The sequence below is a fragment of the Pseudonocardia terrae genome (genome assembly GCF_021343995.1).
GTDB lineage: Bacteria > Actinomycetota > Actinomycetes > Mycobacteriales > Pseudonocardiaceae > Pseudonocardia > Pseudonocardia terrae.
The window spans coordinates 52027-65392 of the sequence record NZ_JAJTTE010000001.1 but is presented as its reverse complement, the minus strand read 5'-3'; the positions used below and the strand labels follow the sequence as shown (position 1 = coordinate 65392).

The following is a 13366-nucleotide window of genomic DNA, read 5'->3' as shown; positions in this document are numbered from 1 at the left end:
GCCAGGGTCGGACGTCCCGGAACCGCCGGTCACGCCGAGCGGCCGGTCGCGCGGCGGCACGCCCGGTGTCGCGCGGGTCCGTGCCGGTGCCCCGGCCCGGACGGGCGTGACTTTCGGCCCTGCCCCGAAACCGTGCCGTGCGCCACGCTGTGGGCCGCACGGGGCGGGGTAGTCCGGGGGACATCGGGGGTACGCGGGATCCGACGGGGGCACCGACGGCGCCGTCCGGCTGCGGCCGGCACGGTCCGTCCGGCGCCCGGGGACCGCGACCGGCACGGCCACCACGCGCACGACCGCGGGGTGGCCGGCCGCCGACGGGGGGTAAGGCGCGTGGCCACGACCGACGACGTCGTGCAGCCGTCGAGGCGACCGGCACGTCCGGCGGGGCTGCCGGGCCGGTACCGGCTCGACGCCCGGCTGGGCCCGGGCCGCGGTCATCGCCGCTACCGCGGGTGGGACGACGTCCTGTGCCGACCCGTCGTCGTCGAGATCCTGCGGCCCGCCCCGGCGGGTCCCGCGGTCGCGGGGCTGCACCATCCGGGCCTGGCCGCGCTGTACGACGTCGGGACCTGCGAGGACGGACACTTCCTCGTCCTGCAGTTCGTCGACGGCCCCTCGCTCGCCGACCGGGCCACCCGACGGGCCCTGTCCGTGCCGGTCGTCCTGGCCGCCGGCACCCGCGTCGTCGAGGCCCTGGCCTACCTGCACGCCCACGGCGTGGTGCACGGCGCGGTCCGCCCCGCGGCCGTGCGGTTCGACCGGGCCGGGGACGCGCACCTGCTCGGCCGTGTCCACCGGCCGCCCGAGGCCGCGTTCGGCACCCCCGCGTTCGACGTCCGGGCGGCCGGGGACGTCGCGCAGGTCGGCCGGCTGCTGCGGCACTGCCTGCTGGGCGCGGGCATGGCCCCACGGGGCCGGATTGCGCCCGAGGTACCGGCCGGGGTCGCGGCGCTGCTGGCCCGCGCCTCGGCCGCCGACCCCGCCGAGCGGCCCTCCGCCGATGAGCTCGCCGCCGGCCTGGCCCGGGAGTCGCGACGGGTCGGTGAGCCCGGGCCCGCACGGCCCCGGCCCGCGGCGCACCGCCGGATCGCGGTCGTCGCGATGCTCGGCGCCGCCGCCGCGGTGCTGGTCGGCAGGCCCTCGCTCGGCCCCGACGGGGCCGTCGTCACCGGGGCGCCCGCCGCCCCCGCAGCGGCGGACCAGGCGTCCGGGTCCGCGGGCGGGGTGCGCGACGCGACGGTGCTGCCCGCCCCGCCCGTGGGGGTCCCGGTGCCGGCCGCGGCCGCGGCGGGTGCACGGGCGCAGGCGGGCCGGATCGTGCGGGCGTCCGCGCCCGGGACACAGGTCACGCCGCCCCGACCCCGGCCGGCGAACGCCGCGGCGCCCTCGATGGACGACGAGAACGCCCGGGACGGGCACGGCGACGACCACGGGGACGACCACGGGGACGACCACGGGGACGGCGGCGACCACGGCCACGAGCACGGCCATGACCACGGGAACGGGCACGGGGACGAGTACCGACACGGCGGCTGGGACGAGGGGTACGGGTCGGACGACACCGACAGTGACGACCATCCGGACGCCGACCGCTGGTCCTGACGCCGGGTGCATCGCCCGTCGGCGTGCTGGACAGCGCCGGTCACCGTGGCCATAGTGGGACGTCTCGCCGCACGGGCCGTGTCCCCCGAGCGGTCGGTGGGAGCCCCTCGACGCGACGGGTGGTGACGGCCGGTGGTGCAGACGCGGCCGCAGTACGGCGAAGGCCTCGGGGGGCCGGGCGACGACGACCCGGACGGCGACCTGGGCTTCGTCGACGTGCCGCGGCTCGAGCTCGACCAGCTGCTGGAGCAGATCGTCGACCGGGCCGAGGAGGTCATGGCGAGCCAGGGCCGGCTGCGCGGCCTGCTCCGGGCCCACCGGGCGGTCGGCGCGGACCTGGAGCTCCCGGTCGTGCTGCGGCGCATCGTCACGGAGGCCCGCGCGCTGGTCGGGGCCCGCTACGCGGCGCTCGGCGTCCTCGGCGCCGACGGCCATCTCGTCGAGTTCCTGCACGAGGGCATGAGCGAGGAGGACGTCCGGGCGATCGGCCGGCCACCGCGCGGGGAGGGCCTGCTGGGTGCGTTGATCGAGGACCCGCACCCGATCCGGCTCGCGTCCATGCACGACGACCCGCGCTCCGTCGGGTTCCCGCCGGGGCATCCCCCGATGACCAGCTTCCTGGGCGTCCCGATCCGGGTCCGCAGCGGGGTGTTCGGCAACCTCTACCTCACCGACCGCCAGTCCGGCGGCGGTTTCAGCGCCGACGACGAGGAGCTGGTCCAGGCCCTCGCGACGTCGGCCGCGGTGGCGATCGAGAACGCGCTGCTGTTCGCCGAGACCCGGCGCCGGCAGGCCTGGCAGGCCGCGTCCACGCAGGTCGCGACGGACCTGCTCGCCGGCGAGGAACCCGCCGAGGTGCTGGAGGGGCTGGTCGCGACGCTGCGCGACCTGAGCGACAGCGACGCCGCGGCCCTGCTGGTGCCGGCCGAGGGGGCAGGCGAGTTCCTGGTGGCCGTGGCCGAGGGCGAGACGCTCACAGCGGTGGAGAACACCCGGCTGCGCGCCCGGGACAGCGCGGCGGGCCGCGCGCTCATGGCCGGGGCCGCGGTCGCGACCGCCGACGCGCGCGGCGATCCACGGCTGGCCGGTGTCCCCCTGGGCCGGCTCGACGTCGGGCCCGCGCTGGTGGCGCCGCTGACGGCGGCCGGGGCCCCGCGGGGCGCGCTCGCGGTGTGCCGGCGCCGCGGCCGGCTCCCGTACCGGCGCGAGGACCTCGACGCCGTCGTCTCGCTGGCCGGGCACGCCGGGCTGGTCGCCGCCTACGCCCGGGTGCGGGTGGAGCAGGAGCTGCGCCGCCGACTCGACGACCGCGACCGGATCGCCGACGACCTGAACACCTCGGTCATCACCGAGCTCCTCGCAGTGGCCACCGACCTCACCGGCCTCGCCGGAAGCCTCACCTCGCCGGTGCACCGCGCCAAGCTGCTGGCCCAGGCCGACCGCCTCGACCGCGTCGCGCGGGGCATCGGGTCCAGCGTGTTCGACCTGGGTCGGCCGCCCGATCCGCGGGCCGGCTGACGCCGGTCAGCCGGCGGCGGGCGTGCCCAGCGCCGCCCGGGCGCGGACGATCGCGGCCCGCACCGCCTCCGCGGTGTCGTCGCGGTGCAGCTCGGCGAGGATCTCGCAGACGGTGGTCAGCCGGTCCCGGATCCGCCCCGGGGGCACGGTCGCGACGGCGGCCCACGCCTGGTCGAGGGCGGCCAGCCGGACGGTCGGCGGCGCACCTTGGCGGTCCAGGTCCAGGCACAGCCGGACGAGCAGGGCGGCCCGCTCCGCGGCGACCCCTCTGGAGCGCACAGGCTCGGGCCCCTCGCGCATCGTTCCTCCTCCCGCCGCCGGTGCGGCGAAAGCGGAAGCCTGACCGACGCGGCGGGGCCACGACAGGGACCACCGACCCGCCCGACAGGGCCGGGCGGACCCTGACCCGGTGCCCGGGCCCGTCCGAGCGCTGGATCCGGGGCCCTCGCCGGGCTAGGGTCGCACTAGTCGTCAGTGTTGTGACGACGAGCTGGGACGACGAGCCTGACGACGACGAAGAGGTGGGGCGTGCGCGCGGTCGTGCTCTCGGGTGGGCTCACCCACGACTTCCTCGCCACGACCGCCTGTCTGGAGGCGTTGCTCGACGAGGCCGGGTTCGCCGTCGAGGTCCACACGGGTACGGCGGGCGTCGACTCGGCCCTGGAGGCGCTGCCCGGCGCCGCCCTGCTCGTCGTCAACGCCCTGCGGTGGACCATGACCGGGCCCGGCACCCCGGACCGGTACCGGGAGCGCGCGGCCGAGGAGGGCGCGAGCCCCTCCCCCGCGGCCCGCGAGGCCCTCGCCGCCCACCTCGCCGCGGGCGGCGGCGTGCTCGGCATGCACACCGCGAGCATCTGCTTCGACGACTGGCCGGAGTGGGGCGACACGCTCGGCGGCCACTGGGAGTGGGGGCACTCGCACCACCCGCCGCTCGGCCCCGAGGTCACGGTCACGGTGGGGTCGGCGCACCCGCTCGTCGACGGCGTCGACGACTTCGCGATCGTCGACGAGGTCTACGGCGACCTGCGCACCCGCGGTGTCACCGGCCTGCTCCATGCCGCCACCCCGGGCACGGACGGCCCCGCGCGGCCGCTGTTGTGGGCCCGCGAGCACGGCGGCGGCCGGGTGGTCTACGACGCCCTCGGCCACCATCCGCCCTCCTACGAGGTCCCCGCGCACCGGGAGATCGTGCGCCGCGCCCTCCGCTGGACGACCCGTGGCTGACGGGACCGAGCTGTCCCTCTCCGCGGGCAGCGTCCTCGAACTGGCCCCCGACGGCGTGATCCGCTGCGCCGCCGAGGCCGGGTTCCCGCTGGCCGGCGTGCGGCTCGCCGATCCCCGCGCGCAGGCGCCCGCGGTCGCCGACGCGGTGCGGCGCACCGGCGTCCGGCTGCTCGACGTCGAGGTCGTGCGGCTCGGGCCCGCCGGCGTCACGGATGCGCACCGCCGGCTCGCCGACACCGCGGCCGTGCTCGACGCGGCGTTCCTGCTGACCGTCTCGGAGGATCCCGACGAGGCCCGGACGACCGCGTCGCTCGCCGAGCTGGCCGACATCCTGGCCGGCTCCGTCACCCGCATCGCCCTCGAGCCGATGGCCTTCACCGCCGTCCGGTCCCGCGCGGCGGCCGAGCGGATCGCCCGCGCCGTGCCGGGCACCGTCGTCCTGCCCGACGCGCTGCACCTGCACCGGATGCGCGAGCCCCTGGGCGCACCGTGGCCGGACGGGCTCGTCGGCTACGCCCAGCTGACGGACGTCGGGCCGGCGCCGCGGCCGGGCGACCCGGAGGCGCTGGCGCACGAGGCCCGGCACGAACGGGTGCCGCCCGGCGACGGGGTACTGGACCTGGCGGGGTTCCTCACCGCCTTGCCGGCGGCCGTGCCGCTCGCCGTCGAGGTGCAGTCCGACGTCCTCGCGGCCGAATACGCACCGCTCGACCGTGCGGTGCTGCTACGCAAGGCCGCGTCCGCGGTCGTCACGGGAGGGAGCTGAGGTGGGACGTCCGATCGAGGGCATGTCCGTGCTGGTCACCGGGGGTGGATCCGGCATCGGCGAGGCCGTGGTGCACCGGCTGGCCAAGGCCGGCGCCCGGGTCACCCTCTCCGGGCGCCGCGCGGCCAAGGTCGAGGCGGTCGCGGCCGCCGCCGGCGCCCACGGGGTCGTCGGCGACGTCACGGTGGCGGCGGACCGGGAGGCGATGGTGGCGGCCGCGGTGGAGCACGGCGGCCGCCTCGACGCGGTGGTGCACGGCGCCGGGAACATGTACCGCGGCGCGCTCGAGGAGCTCACCGAGGAGGACCTGCACGCCGTCTTCGCCTCCAACACGATCGGCCCGATGCTGCTCACCGGCCTCGCCCTGCCGCACCTGCGGGAGGCCCGGGGCGCGGTCGTGTTCTTCGGGTCCGTGCACACCCAGCGCGCCTTCCCCGGCGCCTCCCCCTACGCCGCCACCAAGGGCGCGCTGGAGACGCTGACCGGAGTGCTGGCCGCGGAGCTGGGGCCGCAGGGCGTGCGCGTCGGCTGCGTCCGGCCGGGCGGCGTGCTCACCGAGATCAACCAGCGGGCCGGGCTCTTCGACGACGCCCAGGCCGCCGAGCGCATGGAGTCCCTCGGCCCCGCGCACGCCCTGGGCCGGCCCGGCACCACGGACGAGGTCGCCGAGGCGGTCGAATACCTGCTGAGCGCGGAGTGGGCCACCGGCGCGGTGCTCACCATCGACGGCGGGCTGAGCCTGGGCGTCACGAACGCGTAGGGCCCGGCCCCCCGCTCCCGACGTCCCGGCTCCCGCACCCGCCACCCCACCGACCCGAGGAGGACCGCGGATGCGCGCCGCCGTGACCACCGCACCCGGCACGATCGCGATCGAGCAGGTGCCGGACCCCGACCCCGGCCCGGGCGACGCCGTCGTCGACGTGGGAGCGGTGGGACTGTGCGGCACGGACCTGCACATGTTCCTGGGAGAGCGGCACGACACCGGCTTCCCGCTCCGCCAGGGCCACGAGGTGGGCGGCACCCTCGCCGAGCTTCCCCGCGGCTACGACGGCCCGCTGCAGGTCGGGCAGACCGTCGCCGTGGACCCCGCGATCCCGTGCGGGCGCTGCCGACCCTGCACCCGTGGCGCCTGGCCGGCCTGCACCGGCTTCCGCGCGCTCGGGGTGGCCCTGCCGGGCGGCCTCGCCGACCGGGTCGTCGTACCCGTCGGGCAGCTCCACGGTGCCGGCGGGCTGACCGCCGTCGAGGCGGCCCTGGTCGAGCCGTTCTCCATCGCGGCCATGGCGCTGGCCCGGGCCGAGCTGCGTGGCGACGAGCGGCTCGCGGTCGTCGGCGGCGGCCCGATCGGGCTGGCGATCACGGTGGCCGCCGCGGCCCGCGGACACGCGGTGCTGGTCAGTGACCCCGTCCCGGCCCGGCGAGCGCTCGCGGCGGAGCTCGGCGCCGACCGGGTCGCCGCGCCGGACCCGGACGCGGTCACGGACTGGACCCGCGGCGAGGGCGCGGACGTGGCGTTCGAGGCGTCCGGCACCCGGCCGGGACTCGAGGCGGCGCTGGCCGCGACCGGACGCGGCGGGCGGCTCGTGGTCGTGGGGGTCGCCGCGCACGATCTCGTCGTGCCCGTGCCGCGGGTGCTGTTCGAGGGTGTGACGATCGTGGGCGCCCGGGCCGGGCTCTTCCCCGAGGCCCTCGACGTGGTCGCGGCACGACGGGACGCGGTGGCCCGGTTCGTCAGCCGCGAGGTCCCGCTCGCGGACGTGGCCGGGGCGTTGCGCCACCGGGACCGCGGGCCAGCAGCGCCGCCGGGATGCCGTGGTCGGCCCGCAGCTTGCGCAGCGCGGGATCGGAGGTCCAGAACGCCTCGAAGTCGTCCGGCGCGAACTTCTCCGCGATGAGGTGCATGGCGATGTCGTGCCGCACGTACTCGACGGCCACGAGGACCACGGCCGGGTCGTCCGTGTAGACGCCCCACGCGTCGCCGTTCACGACCCCGCCGATCACCGCCTGCTCCCGGTCCGCGGCCACCACCAGCAGCCGGCAGCCGAGGTTCTCGAGGACCACCTCGGGCGAGGAGAACCGGTGCGGGTAGGTGGAGCCGACGGGCTCGGGGTCCTCCCCGAAGGTCACGACGGTGACCTCGACGCCCTCCGCGTCGGCCCGCCGCACCATGTTCTTCAGCGGCGCGATCTCGGCCGGCCAGCCCGACAGGAACAGGTCGGTGCGGGCCGCGGCCACGACGTCCTCGGCGCGCGCGAGCAGCGACTCCCGATCGGAGAGGTTGTGCACGAGCCGGACCTGCGACGGCGCCGCGACCTGCGGCAACGCGGAGCTCAGCGCGTCGATCGACTGGTCGAACTCGCGGCGCAGCCGGTCGAGCAGCGCGGAGGGCGGCAGCGAGATGTACCCGACGCCGGCCTCCCCGGCCCGCACCTCGTAGGCCGCGCCCCGCCCGACGAGCTTCGCGAGCGTCTCGTAGACCGTGGAGCGCGGGACGCCGGAACGCTTGGCGACCTCGTAGCCGTTGAGCGGGGTCCCCGCCGCGACCAGGGCGACGTAGGCCTTCGCCTCGTACCCGGACATCCCGAGGCGCTGCAGCTCCTCGACCACGCTCTGCTGGGACATGTGTCCATCGTCCCATCCGGACCGTCCGGCCCGGGACGCCCCCGCGACCATGTTCGCTGCTAGTCGCCCTGGCGCGCCGCGGCGCCCTCGTCGACGCCGACGGAGTCCACCGACTTCGGCCGCGGCATCGACGCGAGCGCCGTCTTGGTGATCCCGCCGTCCACGGCGAGCGTCTGTCCGGAGATGTAGCCGGCCTTGGGCGAGCCGAGGAACAGCACGGCGTCGGCGACGTCCTCGGCCGTGCCGAGCCGGCCCTGCGGCACCCGCGCCTGGCGCAGCCGGCGGACCTCCTCGTCGGCGTAGATGGCGTCGGACATCCCGGCGTTGATCAGGCCGGGCGCCACGCAGTTGACCCGGACCCCCTGGCCCGACCACTCCAGCGCCATGTGCTCGGTGAGCTTCACGATCCCGGCCTTCGACGCCGTGTAGGCCCCGGCGTTGGGTGCGGCGGCGATCCCGTTGACCGACGCCATGTTCACGATCGCGCCGCCGCCGGCCTCGATCATCCGGGCCGCCACGGCCCGGCCGACCAGGAAGGTGCCGGTCAGGTTCACGTCGACCGCCGCGCGCCAGTCGGCGGCCGCGAGCGTGAGCAGCGGGCCGAACCGGGCGATGCCGGCGTTGTTGACCAGCAGGGCCGGCGCCTCCGGCAGCGCGGCGACGGCCGCGGCGACAGACTCCTCGTCCGCGACGTCGACGACGGTCGTGACGCAGGCCGGACCGAGGTCGGCAGCCAGCGCCTCGAGTCCGGTGGTGTCGACGTCCCAGGCCGCGACCCGGTACCCCTCCTTGACCGCGTGTCGGCTGATGACGGCACCGATCCCGTTGCCCGCCCCGGTGACCACGGCCCATCCACGCGTCACGGCACACTTCCCCTCGTCGGACGTCCGCCCCGGGGCCACGCGGCCCCGGTGCGGCGTTGGTTCACTGACGACGCTAGCCCCCACCCCGCCCGTCCGTCCATGATTCCGGCCCGGAAGGGCCGCTGCGCGCATAGTCGTCATACTTCTGACGGCGTAGGGTGCAGAGCGTCCCACCGACACGACGACGTTCCTGGGAGGTCCCGTGGGCGGCAGCATCCTGATCAGCGGCGGCACGCTCATCGACGGCACCGGCGCGGCGGCGCGTCCCGGCGAGGCCGTCCTCGTGCGCGACGGCCGGGTCACGGCCCTCGGCGCGCAGGCCCTGGCCGACGCCGAGGCGAGCGGGGTCGACGAGCGCATCGACGCGACCGGGAAGACCGTCATGCCCGGCCTGATCGACGCCCACACGCACCTGACCTTCGGCGAGCCCACCGGGAACGACGAGCTCTTCAATCACCGGACCGAGGCCTACAGCTCGATGCTCTCGGCCTACAACGCGCGCAAGGTGCTGCGCGCCGGCGTGACCAGCGTGCTCGACGCGGACTGCCTGTGGAACATCGGCTGCGAGCTCCGCGACGCGATCGAGGCCGGGATCGTCGAGGGCCCGCGGATGCGCGCGGGCGGCCAGGCCCTGATGACCATGCTGGGCGGCACGGCCGGCCGGATGATCAAGGACGAGGGCCGCACCGGCTACGCCACGGTGGTCACCGGCCGGGACGTGATGGTCAACGAGATCCGCCGGCAGATCAAGTACGGCGTCGACTGGATCAAGATCATGGTCACGGGGCTCATCCCGTCGATGAAGGGCCCCGAGGTCAAGGTCTGGAACCTCGACGAGCTGCGCACCGTCTGCGACACCGCGCACGAGCTCAACACCAAGGTCGTGGCGCACTGCCGCAACTCCGACTCCACGCGGGACGCGGCGCGGGCCGGCGTCGACCTCATCTACCACGCCTCCTACCTCGACGACGAGGCGATCGAGGCCGTCATCGAGGCGGGCGCGGCCATGTGTCCGACCTTCACGCTGCTCGGCAACCTCGCCGACTACGGCGAGAAGGTCGGCACCGCGCCCGAGCTGCTCGACGTCTTCCGGGCCGAGATCGAGGTGACGGCGAAGCAGCTCACGAAGGCGCACGCCGCGGGCGTCACGTTCCTGACCGGCTCGGAGACCGGCTTCGCCGTGACGCCGGTCGGCGAGTGGCACGCCCGCGAGCTGGAGATGTTCGTCGAGTACATGGGCATGACGCCGATGGAGGCGATCGTGGCCGCCACCCGCAACGGCGCCTTCGCCATGCGGATGGACGACGTCGGGACGCTCGAGCACGGCAAGATCGCCGACGTCCTGGTGGTCGACGGGGACCCGCTCGCCGACGTGCGCATCCTGCAGGACAAGCAGAAGATCGTCGAGGTGGTCAAGGCCGGGAAGCGGATCGACCTCTCGACGCCGATCCCCGAGCACAGGCCCCGCTCGTCGGACCAGGTGCGCTTCCTCGCGGCCTGCCCGCTCACCCGCTCGCTGGCCCTCACCGAGGAGCAGATCGAGCGGATGTCGCATGTCTGAGCCGTCCCCGCCGGTCGTCGACGTCCATGCCCACGCCGTCCTCGCGATGGCGGAGGGCGCGGCCGGGGAGGCCGGGCCGGAGCTGGGCACCTCCCCGGACGGCACGCCGTTCTACCGCGTCGGGGACTACGTCCTGCACGGCGTGCGGTACGCTGGCAGCCCGTTCATGGACGTCGACGTCCGGCTGGCGGCGATGGACGCCGCCGGGATCGACCTGCAGGTCCTGTCCCCCAACCCGATCACGTACTTCACCGGGTTGCCGGCCGCCGACGCGACCGCCTACGCGCGCCGGCACAACGACGCCCTGGCCGAGCTGGTGGGCAAGCACCCCGGCCGGCTCCTGGCGACCGCGCAGCTCCCGGTGCAGGACATCGCGGCCTCGGTGGCCGAGGCCCGCCGCGCCGTGCGCGACCTGGGCATGGTCGGGCTGTACATCGACACGGACCCGGCGGGACGCACGCTCGACGACCCGGCGCTCGACCCGCTGTACGAGGCGGTCGTGGACCTGGACGTCCCGCTGTTCGTGCACCCGTCGCCGTTGGGCAGCAACGGTCCCGCGGACGACCCCCGCCTGCGCCGCTTCGACCTGGACCTGATGCTCGGCTTCGCCTACGACGAGACGCTCGCCGTGGCCGCGCTCGTGTTCGGTGGGGTGCTGGACCGCCATCCCGGACTCGACGTCTGCCTGTCGCACGGCGGGGGCGCCGCGGCGTTCCTCTCCGGGCGCTTCGCCCGGGCCGTCGAGAAGCGGGCGTGGGTGGGCCGGGCGCTGCGCGACAACGGCTTCGACCACTACTACCGGCGGATCTGGTTCGACACGCACGTCCACGACGAGCAGTCCCTGCAGCTGCTCGTGGACCACGCGGGCGCCGACCGCCTGGTCTTCGGCACCAACTTCGCCGGCTGGGACTCGGGCGGGGCGGACCACCCGGGCGGCGCCCTCGCGGAGACCCTCGCGAGCAACGCCGCCCGGCTGCTGCGCCTTTGAGCACTATGGAGCCATAACGCCGATTCGAGGTCTCGGATCGAGCGTTATGGCTCCATGACGCATCAGGTGGTGCGCAGCGGACGGCGCGCGGTCTCCTTCGTGAACCACACGGCGGGAAGCGAGATCACCGCCAGGATCATCACGTAGACCGCGCCGACCATGCTGCTGCCGGTGACGCCGCCGAGCCAGGTCAGCAGGTACGGCGCGGAGCCGCCGAACAGCGCCACGGACAGGTTGTACGTGATGCCGTGCCCGCTGACCCGCACCCTGGTCGGGAACATCTCGGTGAGCGTCGAGTTGGTGACGGCGGCGTAGCCGCCCGCGACCAGCCCGAACACCACCAGGCCCACCGAGATCAGCCCGAACGAGCCGGAGGTCATCAGCAGGAACGCCGGGTAGGACAGCACCAGGAGCCCGGTCCCGCTGATCAGCAGCACCGGGCGCCGCCCGACCTGGTCCGACCACCAGGAGCCGGCCACCTCGGCCAGCAGGCACGCGGCGAGCGCGATGAGCGAGGGGGCGAAGGCCTCGTACCCGGTGAGCTTCAGGCTCTTCGTCGCGAACGTCGGCAGGTAGCCGACGATCATGTAGAAGGACGCCGCGTTGACCGCGATCAGCAGGAACGACTTCACCAGCAGCCGGACGTTCTCCCGGCCGGAGAGCGCCGCGCCGACCGGGTTCGCCTCCCGTGCACGCTCCTCCTTCAGCGCCAGGAAGTGCGGGGTCTCGTCGAGCCGGCGGCGGATGTAGAGGCCGATGATGCCCATCGGCAGCGCGAGCAGCAGCGGCAGGCGCCAGCCCCAGGCCTGCATCTGCTCCGTCGAGAGGGTGAGCAGCAGGATGCCGGGGAACAGGCTGCCCAGCAGGGTGCCGACGACCGAGCCGACCGAGATCAGCCCGACGTAGAGCCCGCGGCGGTGCAGCGGCGAGTGCTCGGCGATGAACGAGACCGCGCCGGAGATCTCGCCGCCGGCGGAGACGCCCTGCAGGAAGCGCAACACGATCAGCAGCACGGGCGCCGCGACGCCGATGGTCGCGTAGCCGGGCAGGACGCCCATCAGCGTCGTGGCGATCGACATCAGCAGGACGGTCAGGGCGAGCGTCCGCTTGCGGCCGATCCGGTCGCCGAGCGCGCCCCACACGAACCCGCCGAGGGGTCGGGCGAAGAAGGCCACGGCGAACACCGCGAGCGAGGACAGCAGCCCGGTGGTCGGGTCGGCCGCCGGGAAGAACACCGCGGCGAGGGTGGCGGCGAGGACTGCGTAGGCGGAGAACTCGTAGAACTCCACGAAGGAGCCCACCGTTCCGCCGAGGACGGTCCGTTGCACGGCGCGGGTGGTGGTGGGATCGGGGACGGTGGCGGTCACAGGTGCTCCGGAAGACGTCGTCGTCGATGGCGGGGGCACCCGCCGGATCCGACGTTAGAGAGCTGACGACTAGTCCGTCAACGGCTTCCGCGCCCGGCCCCCGGTGATCAGAGCAACGCCTGGTACGCCCCGCCGTCCAGCGGCACCGTGGCCCCGGTCAGGTAGCCCGCGTGGACCGAGCAGAGGAACGCGACGACGGCGCCGAGCTCGGCCGGCTGCCCGAGCCGGCCGGCCGGGACGCCGGCCAGGGCCTCGCCGAGAGCCGGGGAGTCGCCCTCGCCGTAGAGGCTGCGCACCCGCGCCGTCTCGTGCAGGCCCGGCAGGACGGAGTTGACCGTGACACCGTCGGCCGCGATCTCGCGGGCCAGCGTGCGCAGGAAGCCGGTCGCCCCGGCCCGGGCGGCGTTCGACGGGGCGAGGTTCGGGTACGGCTGCCGCACCCCGAGCGAGGTGATCGCGACGATCCGGCCCCAGCCCCGCGCCCGCATGCCGGGCACGGCGGTCTGGCACATCGCGATCACGGCGAGCAGGCTGCGGTGCACACCGGCCCGGTAGTCCGACAGCGAGGCCGACATCGCCGTGCCGGGGGCGGGTCCGGGGCCGTTGACGACCAGGATGTCCGGCTCACCCGCACGCCGGACGAACTCCTCCGCCCCCTCCGGCCCGGAGAGGTCGGCGACGAGCCACTGCGTGTCGGCGCCCAGCTTGCGCGCCGCGGCCTCGGCCCGGCCGGCGTCCGAGCCGCAGATCGTGACCCGCGCGCCCTCGGCGACGAGCGCGGCCGCGCTCGCGAAGCCCAGCCCGGCCGTCCCGGCGGCGACGGCCGCCCGCTTCCCCGTGATCCCCAGATCCATG

The 13366-nt window shown here is 75.5% G+C and carries 12 protein-coding genes and 1 pseudogene; 8 read left to right on the top strand and 5 right to left on the bottom strand.

What is annotated here, in order from left to right; all coding sequences use genetic code 11:
* Positions 1-330 precede the first annotated feature (330 nt).
* Positions 331-1602, top strand: coding sequence for a protein kinase family protein (locus tag LWC33_RS00315; RefSeq protein WP_233302069.1), 1272 nt, complete (start codon positions 331-333; stop codon positions 1600-1602).
* A 132-nt stretch (positions 1603-1734) separates the two neighbouring features.
* Positions 1735-3120, top strand: coding sequence for a GAF domain-containing protein (locus LWC33_RS00310; RefSeq protein WP_308190872.1), 1386 nt, complete (start codon positions 1735-1737; stop codon positions 3118-3120).
* Positions 3121-3126: 6 nt separating this feature from the next.
* Here the strand turns inward: LWC33_RS00310 and LWC33_RS00305 are convergent, their stop codons facing one another.
* A complete protein-coding gene (locus LWC33_RS00305; RefSeq protein WP_233302068.1) occupies positions 3127-3420 on the bottom strand; it encodes a hypothetical protein in 294 nt (97 codons plus the stop codon).
* A gap of 228 nt (positions 3421-3648) precedes the next feature.
* On the opposite strand from LWC33_RS00305, the gene LWC33_RS00300 reads away from it, so the two are divergent.
* From LWC33_RS00300 to LWC33_RS00285, 4 genes and pseudogenes are all read left to right on the top strand, one after another.
* Positions 3649-4344: a ThuA domain-containing protein gene (locus LWC33_RS00300; RefSeq protein ID WP_233302067.1), complete on the top strand. Its 696-nt coding sequence runs from the start codon at positions 3649-3651 to the stop codon at positions 4342-4344.
* On the top strand, positions 4337-5110 hold the full coding sequence (locus tag LWC33_RS00295; RefSeq protein ID WP_233302066.1) for a sugar phosphate isomerase/epimerase family protein: 774 nt from the start codon (positions 4337-4339) through the stop codon (positions 5108-5110). The genes LWC33_RS00300 and LWC33_RS00295 overlap by 8 nt, the downstream gene beginning before the upstream one ends.
* Before the next feature lies 1 nt (position 5111).
* Positions 5112-5870: an SDR family NAD(P)-dependent oxidoreductase gene (locus tag LWC33_RS00290; protein WP_233302065.1), complete on the top strand. Its 759-nt coding sequence runs from the start codon at positions 5112-5114 to the stop codon at positions 5868-5870.
* A 70-nt stretch (positions 5871-5940) separates the two neighbouring features.
* Positions 5941-6798 (top strand): annotated as a pseudogene (locus tag LWC33_RS00285) (zinc-dependent alcohol dehydrogenase); the annotation flags it as partial.
* A gap of 43 nt (positions 6799-6841) precedes the next feature.
* On the opposite strand, the gene LWC33_RS00280 reads toward LWC33_RS00285, so the two are convergent.
* Together LWC33_RS00280 and LWC33_RS00275 are read right to left on the bottom strand one after the other, a co-directional pair.
* Entirely contained in the window at positions 6842-7732 is an 891-nt protein-coding gene (locus LWC33_RS00280; protein WP_233302064.1) for a TrmB family transcriptional regulator, read from the bottom strand.
* A gap of 59 nt (positions 7733-7791) precedes the next feature.
* On the bottom strand, positions 7792-8595 hold the full coding sequence (locus LWC33_RS00275; RefSeq protein WP_233302063.1) for an SDR family NAD(P)-dependent oxidoreductase: 804 nt from the start codon (positions 8593-8595) through the stop codon (positions 7792-7794).
* 202 nt (positions 8596-8797) lie between these two features.
* On the opposite strand from LWC33_RS00275, the gene LWC33_RS00270 reads away from it, so the two are divergent.
* Positions 8798-10156: a metal-dependent hydrolase family protein gene (locus tag LWC33_RS00270; protein ID WP_233302062.1), complete on the top strand. Its 1359-nt coding sequence runs from the start codon at positions 8798-8800 to the stop codon at positions 10154-10156.
* The gene (locus LWC33_RS00265; protein ID WP_233302061.1) at positions 10149-11144 is read left to right on the top strand and encodes an amidohydrolase family protein; all 996 of its coding nucleotides are present in this window, start codon (positions 10149-10151) and stop codon (positions 11142-11144) included. Before LWC33_RS00270 ends, LWC33_RS00265 begins: the two co-directional genes overlap by 8 nt.
* Positions 11145-11206: 62 nt before the next feature.
* Here the strand turns inward: LWC33_RS00265 and LWC33_RS00260 are convergent, their stop codons facing one another.
* Together LWC33_RS00260 and LWC33_RS00255 are read right to left on the bottom strand one after the other, a co-directional pair.
* Positions 11207-12511: an MFS transporter gene (locus LWC33_RS00260; protein WP_233302060.1), complete on the bottom strand. Its 1305-nt coding sequence runs from the start codon at positions 12509-12511 to the stop codon at positions 11207-11209.
* Positions 12512-12618: 107 nt separating this feature from the next.
* Positions 12619-13365 carry an SDR family oxidoreductase gene (locus LWC33_RS00255; protein ID WP_233302059.1) on the bottom strand — a complete coding sequence of 249 codons (747 nt, stop codon included), beginning with the start codon at positions 13363-13365 and terminating at the stop codon, positions 12619-12621.
* Between the last annotated feature and the right edge of the window lies 1 nt (position 13366).